Raw genomic sequence first — 15200 nt, 5'->3', positions numbered from 1 at the left:
TACGCATCATGTCAAAGGTGGCGAAAACGACCTTATTTCAAGCTACGCATCACAGGTAAAAGAGTTCCTGCGAATGTCTCCGCAATATCATTGTTCGAGCGCAACCTTTCTCCTGCGCCCCCCTCGGGCGCAAGCACGCTACAGGTCAAGAAATCCCCGGATATCCATCCGTCGTTTTCTCACCAAGGAGATAAGCAAGTGCTCAACCTCAAACTTTCCCGTTTCAGCGCGATCGCCGTGGCGGTCGCGGCCCTGTCCAGCGGTTCGGCCATGGCGGCCGAGAACCTGTACGGCGGCGGCGCCACCTTCCCGGCGCAGCCGTACGTCGGCACCGGCTACCTGACCCCCTACCCGGACGCGCGCCTGTCCACCAACGCCGGCAACACCCCCGGCACCGGCTTCACCGTCTCCGGCATCGCCGCCGGCTCGGTGTTCGGCACCTACAAGACCAACACCACCAACAACGTGTCGTACTGCCAGACCGGCAGCGGCCTGGGCAAGACCGCGCTCAACGGCGCGATCGCCAACCAGAGCTGCCGCGACTTCAGCGCCACGCCGGTGGGCTTCAGCGCCCCGACCAGCGCCACCAACACCCCGGACTTCATCGGTACCGACTCGCCGCTGAGCACCAACGACTACAACGCCTTCCTGACCGGCGCCAACGCCGCAGCGCGCGTGGGCCTGGTGCAGATCCCGACCATCGCCGGCGCCATCGCCCTGCCGCACAACGATTCCGTCGACAACGTCGCGCTGACCACCGCGCAGGTCTGCCAGATCTACTCCGGCCTGGTCAGCAACTGGTCGCAGATCCCCGGCGTGACCGGTTCCACCGGGCCGATCAAGACCGTCTACCGCACCGATGGCAGCGGCACCAGCTTCGCCTTCACCAGCTTCCTGGCCGCGCGCTGCAACGGCACCGCCAACGTCCCGTCCGGCTTCGTCTTCACCCCGCAGCAGAGCTTCAACGCGGCGCTGCCAGGCGGTGTGAGCGGCATCTACGGCACGCGCGCGGTCGGTGCCAGCGGCGATGCCGGCGTGGTTGCGGCGGTGCTGAGCACCGCCAACGCCGATGCGCTGGGCTATGCGGGCATCGGCGAAGTCATCGCCCAGGCCGCCGACTACGCCACGGTCAACGGCTTTGACCCGGCGCTGTTCGGCAGGAACTCCTCCGGCGCGCCCACCCCGATCATCATCCCCGTCACCGGGCTGCTGATCGGCCGCGTGCTCGACGGCGCCACCCACAACCCCGTCCCGGGCAGCGGCTCGACCGCGATCAAGAACTGCGTGCGCCTGGTCAACCCCTCGGCCGCGATCGCCAACGCGTATCCGATCGCCGCGATCACCTACCTGTCCGGCTACGTCAACGGCAACGGCAGCGCTGCGCACATCCAGGCGCTGAAGGACCTGTACGGCCAGTTCTACAACACCACCACGCGCCCGGTGCTGCCGAACGGCTTCGCCTACCTGGACGGCGTGACCACGTTCCGCGTCTCGGTGCAGTCGACGATCACCAACTGCGTTCAGTAAAACTCAAGTACCAACTGCACATCGGGCGGGGCCGCAAGCCCGTCCGATGCTTTTGCGTATGCGTATAGATATCTCTCTACACATCCAAACATCCATGTGACGCGATGCCCAAGCAGCCCGCCGATTCCGAGGTGCCGTCGATTCGCTGTGCGTGGCACAGTTTTGGCGATCCATGCCGAACGCTCGCGCCATCCCGGGCCGTGACACTAGGGCGGCGGCATCCATATCCATGACTGAGTCAGGCCCTAAATTTATAACAATGGTTCATTATGTAGACAATATCATTGCGACAATCTCCTCCTTCATTTAAACGTTATTTCCACGTGCACGCTTTATTACACTGACGAATATAAATACTCTGTTTTCAACATCACATCACAGGTAAAGAAAAGTTCCCACGAGTGTCTCCGCAATATCACTAATCGAGCGCAACCTTTCTCCTGCGCCACCCCCTCGGGCGCAAGCACGCTACAGGTCAAGAAATCCCCCGGATATCCATCCGTCGTTTTCTCACCAAGGAGATAAGCAAGTGCTCAACCTCAAACTTTCCCGTTTCAGCGCGATCGCCGTGGCGGTCGCGGCCCTGTCCAGCGGTTCGGCCATGGCGGCCGAGAACCTGTACGGCGGCGGCGCCACCTTCCCGGCGCAGCCGTACGTCGGCACCGGCTACCTGACCCCCAACCCGGACGCGCGCCTGTCCACCAACGCCGGCAACACCCCCGGCACCGGCTTCACCGTCTCCGGCATCGCCGCCGGCTCGGTGTTCGGCACCTACAAGACCAACACCACCAACAACGTGTCGTACTGCCAGACCGGCAGCGGCCTGGGCAAGACCGCGCTCAACGGCGCGATCGCCAACCAGAGCTGCCGCGACTTCAGCGCCACGCCGGTGGGCTTCAGCGCCCCGACCAGCGCCACCAACACCCCGGACTTCATCGGTACCGACTCGCCGCTGAGCACCAACGACTACAACGCCTTCCTGACCGGCGCCAATGCCGCAGCGCGCGTGGGCCTGGTGCAGATCCCGACCATCGCCGGCGCCATCGCCCTGCCGCACAACGATTCGGTCGACAACGTCGCGCTGACCACCGCGCAGATCTGCCGGGTCTACTCCGGCCTGGTCAGCAACTGGTCGTCGATCCCGGGCGTGACCGGCTCCACCGGCCCGATCAAGATCGTCTACCGCACCGACGGCAGCGGCACCAGCTTCGCCTTCACCAGCTTCCTGGCCGCGCGCTGCAACGGCACCGCCAACGTCCCGTCCGGCTTCGTCTTCACCCCGAACCAGAGCTTCACGGCTGCCCTGCCGGGCGGCGCGAGCGCCGTCTATGGCACGCGCGGCGTCGGTGCCAGCGGCAACGCCGGCGTGGTCGCGGCGGTACTGAGCACCGCCAACGCCGATGCGTTGGGTTACGCCGACATCGGCGAAGTCATCGCCCAAGCGGCCGACTACGCCACGGTCAACGGCTTCGACCCGGCGCTGTTCGGCAAGAACTCGTCCGGCGCGCCCACCCCGATCAGCATTCCCGTCACCGGGCTGCTGACCGGCCGCGTGCTCGACGGCGCCACCCACAACCCGGTCCCGGGCAGCGGCTCGACCGCGATCAAGAACTGCGTGCGCCTGGTCAACCCCACGGCCGCGATCGCCAACGCGTACCCGATCGCCGCGATCACCTACCTGGCCGGCTACACCAACGGCAACGGCAGCGCTGCGCATATCCAGGCGCTGAAGGACCTGTACGGCCAGTTCTACAACACCACCACGCGCCCGGTGCTGCCGAACGGCTTCGCCTATCTGGACGGCGTGGCCACGTTCCGTACCTCGGTGCAGTCGACGATCACCAACTGCGTGCAGTAACGCTTCGCGCTTCACGCCAGGATGGCACCCGACCGGTGGGCAGCGATGCCCGCCGGTTTTTTTGCGCCACGGATCGGCATCGCGACCAGCTGGCGCGCCGCGGCGACGCCAGCATCGGTGTGTGTGGCGTCCTCGCGCGTCGCGGGAGGATGGCCGAAGTCGTGTCCGAACACTACGCCGGCGGCCGGTAGCTCGAAAGGCGCATCCCGAAGAACGTTTGCACCGCGCCAATGTTGCCCTTCGCCTGCAGGTGTTCTGGTCCACGTGCTTGCGCATGCCAAGCACGTCGTTGGCGGGCACCCCCGAGCCGAAGCACCCCTGTTGCGTGCTGGAGGTGGTTGTTGGCCAGCAGCACGATCGTGCAGTGGCGTTTCCGGGACGACACGCGCAGCTCATGAACCGCCCGAACAAGGCGCCGGACAGCGTGCACTGCGGCGTCGTGCTAACGTGATGGGCCAGGCAAAAAAACGCCGCAAGACGGTTGCAACGGCAACGTTTCTAGCGGCTGCGCCAGGCCAGCCTTCCGCCCGCATATCGCCACTCCCATGCCCGACTATCGCTCCAAGACCTCCACCCACGGCCGCAACATGGCCGGCGCGCGCGCGCTGTGGCGCGCCACCGGCATGCAGGATGCCGATTTCCACAAACCGATCATCGCCATCGCCAACTCGTTCACCCAGTTCGTGCCCGGGCACGTGCACCTGAAGGATCTGGGCCAGCTGGTCGCGCGCGAGATCGAACGCGTCGGCGGCGTGGCCAAGGAGTTCGACACCATCGCCGTGGACGACGGCATCGCCATGGGCCACGACGGCATGCTGTACTCGCTGCCCAGCCGCGAGATCATCGCCGACTCGGTGGAGTACATGGTCAACGCGCACTGCGCCGATGCGCTGGTGTGCATCTCCAACTGCGACAAGATCACCCCCGGCATGCTGATGGCCGCGCTGCGGCTCAACATCCCCACCGTGTTCGTGTCCGGCGGGCCGATGGAAGCGGGCAAGACCAAGCTCGCCGACCACAACCTGGACCTGATCGACGCGATGGTGATCGCCGCCGACGACAGCGCCTCCGACGAGAAAGTGGCCGCGTTCGAACGCAGCGCCTGCCCCACCTGCGGCAGCTGCTCGGGCATGTTCACCGCCAACTCGATGAACTGCCTGACCGAGGCGCTGGGCCTGGCGCTGCCGGGCAACGGCACCGTGCTGGCCACCCACGCCGACCGCGAACAGCTGTTCCTGAGGGCCGGACGCACTGCGGTGGAACTGTGCCACCGCTGGTACGGCGCCGAAGACCCGACCGCGCTGCCGCGCGGCATCGCCACCTTCGAAGCATTCGAGAACGCGATGACCCTGGACATCGCGATGGGCGGCTCGACCAACACCATCCTGCACCTGCTCGCCGCCGCGCAGGAAGGCGAGGTGCCGTTCACCCTGCGCGACATCGACCGCCTGTCGCGGCACGTGCCGCAGCTGTGCAAGGTCGCGCCGAACATCCAGAAGTACCACATCGAGGACGTGCACCGCGCCGGCGGCATTCTCTCCATCCTCGGCGAACTGGCGCGCGGCGGCCTGCTGCATACCGGCCAGCCCACCGTGCACAGCCGCACGCTCGACGATGCGATCGCGCAGTGGGACATCACCCGGACCGACGACGACGCCGTGCACACCTTCTACAAGGCCGGCCCGGCCGGCATCCCCACCCAGGTCGCCTTCAGCCAGGCCACGCGCTGGCCGACACTGGACGCCGACCGCGCCGCCGGCTGCATCCGCGACGTCGAACACGCCTACTCGCAGGAAGGCGGGCTGGCCGTGCTGTACGGCAACATCGCCCTCGACGGCTGCGTGGTCAAGACCGCCGGCGTGGACGAGTCGATCCACGTGTTCGAAGGCAACGCCAAGGTGTTCGAGAGCCAGGATTCGGCGGTCAAGGGCATCCTCGCCGACGAAGTGAAGGCCGGCGACGTGGTGGTGATCCGCTACGAAGGCCCCAAGGGCGGCCCCGGCATGCAGGAGATGCTGTATCCGACCTCGTATCTCAAATCCAAGGGCCTGGGCAAGCAGTGCGCGCTGCTCACCGACGGCCGCTTCTCCGGCGGCACCTCCGGCCTGTCGATCGGCCATGCCTCGCCGGAAGCGGCCGCCGGCGGCGCAATCGGCCTGGTCCGCGACGGCGACCGGATCCTGATCGACATCCCCAACCGCAGCATCAACCTGCTGGTCGACGACGCCGAACTGGCCGCACGCCGCGCCGCGCAGGACGCGCAAGGCTGGAAGCCGGTCGAAGTGCGTCCACGCAAGGTCACCACCGCACTCAAGGCGTACGCGCTGCTGGCCACGAGCGCGGACAAGGGCGCGGTGCGCGACAAGGCGATGCTGGACGGCTGAGGCGCTCCGTCGCGCGCCGCAATGCATGTAGGAGAGCTTCAGCCCCGACAGTGTCCGTCGCCGGAAACGCATCCGGCTACGGCCGGTGCCTCTCCCCGCCAATGCCAAGGAAAGGAACTAGAGGCATCTCGCGAATTCGGCGAACTATGTACATGCCTTTGGAGCAAACGAGTTACGGCGCGACGGCCTTGACGTCATACACGACCACGCGCTGCCATAGGTGCTCGCAGTCGGCGACGAACTGCTTGTGAATGGGATGAACCTGATAGGCGTTCTGTCCGGCCACATCGTCAAAGAACAGGATTTCCGACGCGCTGTAGCTGCCGTCGACGACGCCGCGCTGCTCGGTATCCGCCGGCACGCCGATGTGGATGCCTCGCACGCTGTCGATGCCCGCCAACGTTCGTAATCCGGCGAGCAGTTTGGCGAGATCCTCCTTGGAATTCGGATTCTTCAGCCAGAAGAACACGTGGTGCACGACCGGCGGGAACGATGCCTTGCCGGCGGACATGGGAGTGGCCGCGCGGGCGCCGGTGGCGACAACGCCGACAGCCAGAGCGGTGGCTGCAACGATGACATCTCGGCGCGAGCGATCGGTCATGATCTACGTCCTTCAGTTCATAAGCCTGCGGGCCTGCGAGTATAGGGCGGTATTGTCGGACAACGAAACAGGGGCCAGGGCCGCCCTCCTCATACAATGGCAAGAAAGTTGACTCTGACCTCTGTTTCCCAACCCGCTAGTACGGGGCGCCGCCGTAGCTTTCGCTGTATTGATTGCTCCGGGTACTCTTGTCGTTGCGGCAAGGACGCTGACCTTGGCACCTAACAATTCATTCAAGCCGAACCCGTTCGCGGGTCGGCTTAACTCAGGCGTCGGGTCACTCATGGCAAATCCGTCACAACTCAGAGAGATTGCCCAAGAGCTCCGGAGACTGCAGCAATCCTCTCCCGTTTCCCGCGAGGACGTAGACAGTTGGTCCGCGGCTGCTCGACGGTTTACTGACTGGCGGCACTCAACATTTCCGGATGTGCAGCTGCCTCCGCACGTCGTGTTCTACCTGCACGACGCTGACATCCGGGTCAAATATCTTGGGTATCGGAAAGAACAGGACGAGGCTCTGAGTGAGATCATTGCCAGCCTAGAGCAAGGGACTGTCCCCGACTCGCGCGGAAGGACCATTGCCCTTGATCCACGTTGGCTCGGCGCCATAGCCTTGGTGATGCTTGCTGTAGTCGTTTGGGTCGCGCGTGACGCGGCCTAAAAATTCATTCGAGCCGACACCGCTTCACGGCGCAGCTCGCTCAATTCAGGCGTAGCTATGAAGATCGCTGCAGTATCTGTTGGCTTCGCAGCAATGGCTGTAGTAGGCATCTTATCGATGTTGGGGGGGCTTTATGTTCCATCTCGGCTATGGATAATTCTGGCAGCATTCCCAGCAATGCTAATCGCGTGGTATTTTGCTCGCTTCGTGACCACGCGTCTTTCGGCACCCCGCCGATCGTCGCTATATGGCAGGCCGAACCAGACACTGCAGCGGGTTCTGTTGACTCCTATAGCGGCCTTTTTCTCATATGCGTTTGTTTGTTTTTCAATAGGCTCGGCTCTAACACTTACTTTCGGCCACGACCATCTGCGCTCCGCGGAAATATCCAGCATGTCTTCTAGTCGCTCCGGGCGAGGCCTGGACTGCGTTGATGTCGGCGCGGCCATTAGGTTAGATTCTCGAACCTTGTACGTCCGCCAATGTTTGCCGGCGACTTATGCCGCCAACCAACGCACGGGACATGCACGGTTCTTGACTTCGGAGTCCGTCTTTGGGGACATAGCCATTCTCCAGTAATGCTCGCCAAGGATGACCTAACAATTCGTTCAAGCCGAGCCCGCATCGTGGCGGTTCTAATCTGATCGCTGGCCAGGGCGGGCCAGCTTAACTCAAGCGTTAGGTTGCAGATGCCAGCGCTCCGCGGCTTTGAGATCGTAGCAATACGGTTACCAGTCGGCGAATCGACTCATCATGACTCGGCGTCTCCTCGTAGAAGCCGCCCATGATGCGTTGACGGCACCTGGCTGGCCACTATGGCTGTCAGATAGAAGAGGAGGCTTTTGATGTCCATATCGCACAAACAGACGCTGGAGATGGCCAATGAGGCCATCTCCCAAGGCGACTTCGAAGGCTTCCTGCGCCACTGCACCGAAGATACGGTCTGGAACTTCATCGGCGACAGGACCATAGAGGGCAAGGAAGCCTTGCGCCAGTGGATGGCGGAGACATACAAGGAGCCGCCAGTGTTCAACGTCCACCGGATGATCGCCGAAGGCCAACTGCTCGCCGCCATCGGCGAGATCACGCTCAAGGGTGAAGACGGACGAGACGCCACGTATTCGTATTGCGACGTGTGGCGCTTCGAGGACGGCCTGATGGCTGAGCTCAATGCCTATGTGGTGGAGTTGAAGTGATCCTCCGGGACGTGCCTGCGGCCTGACGGGCTGCAACCCGCACCGCAACCGCCACGGCGAGGCTGCAGGTATCCTTGGCACCTCGTACAGGCTTCGTGGCCGGGTGGCTTCTTTACCCGGCCGCATCGTTCTTTGGCTACGCGGCGGCCGCCATGGCCACCGCCCACGATTCGACCGGGCCGAATCCGCTCCGCGGGCCGGCCAGGTTCCAGGCAACAGGTCTACATGCGAACTCTCGAAGAACTGCTGGATGGCGACGACCCGGCGATGCCGCTGGTAAGGCAATGGCTTGCCGAAGCCAGCAGGCCGGTCGAGGTCCTCGCTCCTTCGGCACAGAAGGGCGAGGTCCTGCTCGGCCTTCAGGTCACGACCCGGTCCCCCATGGGCGCCATCGCCTACGAGACCGGCGGCCTGCTGCTCGACCACGGCTGGCTGCGCATCCTGGGCTCGGGCCATCCAAGGCTGCCGCGCAACCTCGTCGAATGGAACGCCGGCCGGTCTTCCGGCCACCTGCTGGTGGCCGACGATGTGGTGGGCGGCTTCTTCTCGATGAACGGTGGCGCCCTGGGAAGCGACCTGGGTTCGATGTACTACTTCGCCCCCGACACGCTGCGGTGGGAAGCGTTGGATATCGGATATACCGACTTCCTGTGCTGGGCGCTGAGCGAGCGGCTCGATGCGTTCTACGAAGGCATGCGCTGGTCCGGGTGGGAAGCCGACGTGAGCCAGGCCGATGGAAGCCAGTGCTTCAACTTCTTTCCGTTTCTTTCGACCGAGGAAGGCTCCGTTGAGTCGAGCTCCCGCAGGCTGATCGGCGTGGCGGAGCAATACGCCTTCAACATGGAATTGGGCGGCCAAGCCTGATGAGGCGGCAGGCTGGGCTTCTTCGCCAGTGTCGTGGGCGGGCCTCATTCTTGGCCTGGCTGCCCTGGCGCTCGGCTTCGCAGAGAGGAAGCATCTGCGCGGCAGGATAGCGGTGGGAATCGCATTGCTGGCCCTGTTGCCCGCCCTGGCGCTCATCGGCTGGATACGGGCCACGGTTGGCTGACGGCTCGAGCCATGTCGGTTCGCTTCGGTCGGTTACACTCATCGAAAAATGAAGACCTGAAAGAAGGGCCGGATGGAGCAGAACCAATCCAAGGAGATGGACACCCTGTTGCGCCAGATGCGCGCCAAGGGCAGGTCCATCCTGTTCGTCGGGGCGACGGCGGGAATTTGCATCGTCCTGTCGGTGCTGATCGGGGTTCCGATTCCGCCCGCAGGGGTGCTCGCCATTGTCGTGGCGATAGTCGCATTCATAGCCTTCCAGATGATTCGCATGTTCCAACTGATCAACGCCGCCAAGCGCTTGCGGGGCAAGGGCGGACCAGGTGGTGCATCCACCTAGGTCCGCGAGAGCCGAGCCGGGTTGGCTTGGGCTTGGTCGGAGTTCGGGTTGTGGGAAGGCGGGTGCACAGCAGCGCACGCATGGCTTCCTCCGCTCGCTTTGGACCGTCTTTGGCCTACACGCGGGTCTGCCGGACGCTCCTGCAGATACGTGTGCCGTCTTTCGGCATTGGGAGCGCGACAGCACTCCCGGGTGGCAGGATGCCGCCGCGGCACGCATCTAGGGCAGACGCATGAGATCCAGCGAAACAACCTGGTGCCAGGCCACCGCCGTGCTTGCCTCTCGGTACAAGGTCGCGGCGCGCGTAAAGAAGGTGCTTGGCGATGCGCCCTGCGATTGGGGTCGGCTCATCGCGCCGGTGCCCGGCTACCTCGAACCCGAGCATCTCGGGCCGGTTCCGGGTGCCGAAATCGAATGGGTGGAGTTCGACATGACCCGCAGCGTGCACCGGGGCCGCCGGGTGCCGGATGCGCGGATCGACGTATCGGCCGAACTTCTGGATAGCCTGGCCGGCTTCCGCTTCGTGGTCGAGGCCACTACGAGCATCGTGCGCATCTATCCAGACGCGGAGTAGTCCTCCGCGCAGTGGAGAATCTGGCGGATTGGAGCGACTTGCGTCCGCGGAACGTCAAGCGGTAGATTCCCAGCGCAGCGGCGGCACGATCGCCAGCGCCAGCGACGCTGCTGCGCAACCGCTCACGTCAACGCCGGGCTTCGAGGAGGCACCATGAGCAGCGACAAGCACTTCGGTTCCCTCGCTGCGCACAAAGGCGTGCTGCTGGGCTTCGTGTATGGCGCCGCCATAGGCGCATTCTTCGGTCGCATCACTATCGGGATCGCCCTTTGCGTGGCGCTCGGCTACCTGTACGACAGCGGCCACTTCAAACGAAAGCCGACGCCCGCCAAGCCGGATTCGGACACCGACGCCCTGGGCACCGACGACCGGCCCGACCGCTGATCCGGTTGCAGCCATTCGTCGCAGGCGGTCGTAACGTGGATTGCCATGGGCGACATGATCGCCGGCGGTTATCCTACGCAACTCGCCTGCGCGCGCCACGCGTCGGCCGACGCGAACGTACAACGGCTCGTGTGCCATCGGCCTTGCGTCGCCTCCACGCCGGCAATCCATCCACCACACGCGGTTCGGCCGGTTCTCCCGACCTCCGAGCCCATCAGAGACCTCTGCCTATGCTTCACCACCTTTCCCTCGGCGTTTCCGACATCGAGCGCGCGGCGCGCTTCTACGACGCGGCGCTTGGCGCGCTCGGATACGTTCGCGTGTGGGAGGACATTTGTCCGGGAGACGACGACCAGGCCGTCGGCTATGGCCTGCCCGGCGGCGGCGACAAGCTGGCGATCAAGCTCAGAGGCGCCAACGCGCGCGCGCCGGGTCCCGGGTTCCATCTCGCCTTCGCTGCGGCCAACCGCGCCGCCGTCGACGCGTTCCACGACGCGGCATTGCGCAATGGCGGCAAGGACAACGGCGCTCCCGGGCTGCGCCCGGACTACGGCGACGACTACTACGCCGCCTTCGTCGTCGATCCCGACGGGCACCACGTCGAGGCCGTCAACACGGTGCCCTGACGTCGGCAGATCGCAGGCCCACGCGACGCCGTGCAGGTTGCCGGCGGACCGGATGGGACAGCGGCGGCTGTCGTTCGCTTGCACGATCGCCTTGGCGGATGCGCGCGAGCGCATCGCACTGCCGCTATCGTGCGTCCGGCCAAGCTGCCGTTCTCCATCCGGATCACAGGACGGCCCAGCATCTCCTGGGGACGGCATCGCGAGGCTTCTTGGTATCCTGACTTCCTTAATTTCATGGACGAGCCTAGACAGAACATGGCCAACCACGCTTCGCCCTCCATCGGACAAAGGCTGCTGGGCCTGCTTTTTGCCCTGGTCGGCATCGGCCTGCTGGGCATTGCCGTCCATATCGTCCTCGACCGGCGCGAATTCCTTGCCCACGCACAGATCGCCGATGGCATCGTCACCCGTTTGAATGCCGGTGGGTCCCACCCTGAGATCGCCTTCACCACCAGCCGTGGCGAAAGAATTTCCTATCCCCAGGGCGGCTTCATCTCCGGCTATCGGCCGGGTCAACCGGTGCGGGTGCGCTACCTGCCCGAGTGGCCGGCCGGCAGCGCCCTCGTCGATGACCGGGGCGCGCTGTGGGGCACGCCCGGGATGGTGGGTGCCATGGGCCTGGTGTTTGTCCTTCTCGGCCTGACGGAAGCCCTGCGTCCGCGCGGTCGCGGTGCGGTGCAGTCAAGCACCCAGAACGCATGAGCGGCCACTACCCGGCGCCCGGTCGCTGAAGTCGCTTTCGGTATCGGACCGCAGGCGGCAGCAGCCTGACCGCGGCCGTACTGGCGGGCAGTAGCGGCTGGATCAAGCTGCGCCTGTCCTGGCGCGACGGGCCAGCTACTGCCACGGCGCCGCCGGATTGGCACCTGCGCCGCGTCCGGACAAGCGATCGTGCGTACATCGCCGATCCTGCGTTTTCCGCGCCGTCGCGGCCAGCGGCCATGCTCTGCGACAGCCTTGACGCGCGCCAGGTTAGGCTGGCGCGCCACGCCTTGCGAACGAGCACCGATGCGTCCAGCCGCGCCATTGCGGATCGGCCTGATCTCCGACACCCACGGCCTGCTGCGGCCGCAGGCGCTGGCCGCGATGCACGGCTGCGCTGCGATCGTGCACGCCGGCGACGTCGGCAAGCCCGAGATCCTGGAGGCCTTGCGCGAGGTGGCGCCGCTGCATGCCATCCGCGGCAACATCGACACCGCACCGTGGGCAGCGGCGCTGCCCGACGAGCTGGACGTGACGATCGCAGGCATCCGCATCCATGTGCTGCACGACCTCAAGGCCTGGTCGCCGACCGCGGCGGCAGTGGACGTGGTGGTCAGCGGGCATTCGCATGCGCCGCGGGTGCAGACCCGCCACGGCGTGCTGTGCGTGAACCCGGGCAGCGCCGGACCGCGCCGCTTCCGCCTGCCGATCAGCGTCGGCTATCTGCACCTGGACGAGGACGGCATCCGCGCCGAGCTGCGCGAGCTGGCCTGAGCGGCGCGCGGATGGCCGAGCATGCGTGGGCTGCCGATGGCCGGGCCGGATCGCGGGCACCAGCACCCGTTCTCCGCCGCGCCAGGCAGGTGGCGCCTACCGGCCTTGGTCGCCGCATGGCGCAGCACTCGGTGGAAGCTGCCATTGCGGCAGCCGTGGCCAGCAACGTCCGGTCCCAACCACGCGTGTCGTCGCGCAGCGCTGCCGGCCCCAGCGCGAGCCCGGGGCGATGCTGCGCGGCGGCGACTTCGCCGGATCAGGCGCTGCGCGGCTTGGCGGGTTTCTTCGCCGGCTTCGGCGCCGGCAGGGCCTGCGCGGTGGCGCGCAGCAAGCGCTGCAGCAATGCGCGGTCATCCAGGCCTTCGTCGATCAACAGGTGCGGCTTGCCGCCGGGATACGGCGCCTGCTCGACCACCTCGTCGAGCAACGCGCGCCCGACCGCGGTCGGCTTGACGAACAACTGGTTGTCGCAGACGAAGGCCACCACCTTGCCGTCCAGGTACAGCGCGTACTCGCCGAACATCTTCTTGTGGGTCAACGCAGCGCCGAGCCCTGCCTGTTCCACTACGTAATCCAGATAGCCGGCATCGGTGGCCATGTCGTCGTTCTCGGTTCAAGGGGACTGGTGCGGGATTCTGCGCTCGCACCTGCAGCGCGCAAAGTCGCTTCCAATGCCGTGCGCACGGAACCTGCACGGCCGCCGACACCGGCGCATCACGCCAGCGCCGATGTTCGCCGCCAGCTTCACCAATCCGTTGGCGCGTAGTCCTTCAGGAACTGGCCCCACACGTGCTCGCCGGTGTTGAAGCCGTGGATGATCGGATCGACGATGCGCGCGGCGCCGTCGACGATGTCCAGCGGCGGATGGAAGCGCTCTTCCTGCACCTTGCGCGCGGCGATCTCGGCCGGATCCTCGTCGGTCACCCAGCCGGTGTCGACGCTGTTCATGTGGATGCCGTCGTTCTGGTAGTCCGCCGCCGAGGTGCGCGTCATCATGTTCAGCGCGGCCTTGGCCATGTTGGTATGCGGGTGCCGGGTGGTCTTGAAGTTGCGGTAGAACTGCCCTTCCATCGCCGAGACGTTGACGATGTGCTTGTCGCGTTCGGGCGTGCGCAGCATCAGCGGCTTGAGCCGCGCGTTGATGATGAACGGCGCGATCGCGTTGACCAGTTGCGTCTCCAGCAGTTCCACCGACGGCACCTCGGCCATCAGCAGGCGCCAGGAGTTGCGTCCGCGCAGGTCCACCTGTTGCAGGTCCTGGTCCAGCCGGCCTTCGGGGAACAGATGCTGCTGGCCGAGCAGTTCGTCGGCCAGCAGCGGCACCTGCGACAGCTCGGCGGCGCGGGTCAGCCCGTCGGCACCGCTCAGGCCGTGGCCCTGGCCTGCCGGCAGCGTGGTCGCCGAGGCCGCCGGCAGCAGCTCCGGGCTGCGCAGGCCTTCGTAGTGGCCGACCAGCCGGCGCACGTGCTCGGGCAGTTCGTGCAACGCCGCGGTCTCGCCGGCCATCATGTGCGCGTAGAACTGCGGCGGGCGGCGCACGGTCTGGCAGGCGTTGTTGACGATGAAGTCCAGCCGCTCGCGCGTGGCCAGCAATTGGCTGCAGAACGCCTCGACGCTGGGCGTGTGGCGCAGGTCCAGGCCGAACACCTGCAGGCGGTGGCCCCATTCGGCGAAATCCGGCTCCTGCGCATAGCGCGCCGCCGAATCGCGCGGGAAGCGCGTGGTCACGATCAGCTCGGCGCCGGCGCGCAGCAGCTTCAGGCCGGCCTGGTAGCCGATCTTGACCCGGCCGCCGGTCAGCAGCGCCACGCGCCCGCGCAGGTCGGCGGTCTCGGTGCGCTTGAAGTAGTTCAGCTGTGCGCAGGACGGGCACATCTGGTCGTAGAAATGGTGCAGCTGGGTGAACTTCTGCTTGCACACGTAGCAGTGACGCAGCTCGGGCGAATGCGCCGCTTCGACCTGCTCGGCCGCGCCGTTGCTGGCGTCGTGCAGTCCCGGCGCATGCGGCGGGAAGTAGTTGGGCGTGCTGAACACCGGCTTGCGCCGCAGCGCGCGGATGCCGGTCTGTTCGAGCAGCGCCTCGGCCTTGCGCACCTTCTCCTGGTGCCGCTCGCGCGCCTGCTGCTTGAGCTTCTGCCGGCGCGCCTTCGGCTCGGGGTGGTAGACCTTGGCCACCACCTGGTGCAGGCGGACGCGATCGGCCTCGGGCAGCGCTTCGAGCACGCTGCGGTCGGCGTCGATGGCTTCGAGCAGGTCCAGCGCCACGCGCAGGCGTTCGGTCAAGGGCAGGTCGTCGGCGGGAAGCGGGGCGGTAGCGTTCAAGGGAAAATCCGTGGTTTGCGGCGGCGAGCCGTGGCAAGAGCGACGGGCGGCCGTCGGATGGCGATGCAGGCGTTGCGGCGCCCGCGCCAGCCGCCGTGGACGGATGTGGGCAGGGCCTGGACGAACGTGGCAACGGGCCGCTGGCGGCGGCCGAGCGCCCATTTTCGCCGATCCGGGGGCCTGGGCGCCATGCCGCCCGTACCG

At 65.9% G+C, this 15200-nt stretch carries 14 protein-coding genes; 11 read left to right on the top strand and 3 right to left on the bottom strand.

The features are described from left to right. Positions 1-198: 198 nt before the first annotated feature. The 3 genes from JR065_RS05605 (at position 199) to ilvD (ending at position 5769) form a co-directional block, all read left to right on the top strand. Positions 199-1527, top strand: a complete 1329-nt coding sequence (locus JR065_RS05605) for a substrate-binding domain-containing protein (RefSeq protein WP_206232889.1) — start codon at positions 199-201, stop codon at positions 1525-1527. Positions 1528-2056: 529 nt separating this feature from the next. Continuing rightward, positions 2057-3385, top strand: coding sequence for a substrate-binding domain-containing protein (locus JR065_RS05600; RefSeq protein WP_206232887.1), 1329 nt, complete (start codon positions 2057-2059; stop codon positions 3383-3385). A 545-nt stretch (positions 3386-3930) separates the two neighbouring features. Continuing rightward, complete coding sequence (gene ilvD, locus JR065_RS05595) at positions 3931-5769, top strand: dihydroxy-acid dehydratase (protein ID WP_206232885.1); 1839 nt, start codon at positions 3931-3933, stop codon at positions 5767-5769. A 172-nt stretch (positions 5770-5941) separates the two neighbouring features. Here ilvD and JR065_RS05590 read toward each other — a convergent pair whose 3' ends face one another. Further along, positions 5942-6370: a Dabb family protein gene (locus JR065_RS05590; RefSeq protein WP_206232884.1), complete on the bottom strand. Its 429-nt coding sequence runs from the start codon at positions 6368-6370 to the stop codon at positions 5942-5944. Between the two features lie 1506 nt (positions 6371-7876). Here JR065_RS05590 and JR065_RS05585 point away from each other — a divergent pair. The 8 genes from JR065_RS05585 to JR065_RS05550 all read left to right on the top strand — a co-directional run bounded on the left by JR065_RS05585 (position 7877) and on the right by JR065_RS05550 (position 12674). Continuing rightward, positions 7877-8227 (top strand): nuclear transport factor 2 family protein, encoded by a 351-nt coding sequence (locus JR065_RS05585; RefSeq protein WP_206232882.1) that lies wholly within the window; start codon positions 7877-7879, stop codon positions 8225-8227. A gap of 225 nt (positions 8228-8452) precedes the next feature. Continuing rightward, complete coding sequence (locus JR065_RS05580) at positions 8453-9091, top strand: DUF2625 domain-containing protein (RefSeq protein WP_206232881.1); 639 nt, start codon at positions 8453-8455, stop codon at positions 9089-9091. A gap of 256 nt (positions 9092-9347) precedes the next feature. After that, positions 9348-9614, top strand: coding sequence for a hypothetical protein (locus JR065_RS05575; protein WP_206232879.1), 267 nt, complete (start codon positions 9348-9350; stop codon positions 9612-9614). Between the two features lie 232 nt (positions 9615-9846). Continuing rightward, a complete protein-coding gene (locus JR065_RS05570) occupies positions 9847-10188 on the top strand; it encodes a DUF6678 family protein (protein WP_206232877.1) in 342 nt (113 codons plus the stop codon). 153 nt (positions 10189-10341) lie between these two features. Further along, complete coding sequence (locus JR065_RS05565) at positions 10342-10572, top strand: hypothetical protein (RefSeq protein ID WP_206232875.1); 231 nt, start codon at positions 10342-10344, stop codon at positions 10570-10572. A 230-nt stretch (positions 10573-10802) separates the two neighbouring features. Then, a complete protein-coding gene (locus tag JR065_RS05560) occupies positions 10803-11198 on the top strand; it encodes a VOC family protein (RefSeq protein WP_206232874.1) in 396 nt (131 codons plus the stop codon). Positions 11199-11276: 78 nt separating this feature from the next. Beyond that, positions 11277-11900 carry a DUF3592 domain-containing protein gene (locus tag JR065_RS21685; RefSeq protein WP_277420127.1) on the top strand — a complete coding sequence of 208 codons (624 nt, stop codon included), beginning with the start codon at positions 11277-11279 and terminating at the stop codon, positions 11898-11900. Between the two features lie 306 nt (positions 11901-12206). Then, a complete protein-coding gene (locus tag JR065_RS05550) occupies positions 12207-12674 on the top strand; it encodes a metallophosphoesterase family protein (protein WP_206232872.1) in 468 nt (155 codons plus the stop codon). Between the two features lie 256 nt (positions 12675-12930). On the opposite strand, the gene JR065_RS05545 is transcribed toward JR065_RS05550, so the two are convergent. Both JR065_RS05545 and JR065_RS05540 read right to left on the bottom strand, forming a co-directional pair. Then, entirely contained in the window at positions 12931-13272 is a 342-nt protein-coding gene (locus tag JR065_RS05545; RefSeq protein ID WP_206232871.1) for a TfoX/Sxy family protein, read from the bottom strand. Between the two features lie 146 nt (positions 13273-13418). Then, positions 13419-14996 carry an SDR family NAD(P)-dependent oxidoreductase gene (locus JR065_RS05540; protein ID WP_206232869.1) on the bottom strand — a complete coding sequence of 526 codons (1578 nt, stop codon included), beginning with the start codon at positions 14994-14996 and terminating at the stop codon, positions 13419-13421. Between the last annotated feature and the right edge of the window lie 204 nt (positions 14997-15200).

It is taken from the genome of Xanthomonas sp., from assembly GCF_017163755.1.
Classification (GTDB): domain Bacteria; phylum Pseudomonadota; class Gammaproteobacteria; order Xanthomonadales; family Xanthomonadaceae; genus Xanthomonas_A.
This window is presented reverse-complemented; position numbering and strand designations above follow the sequence as displayed.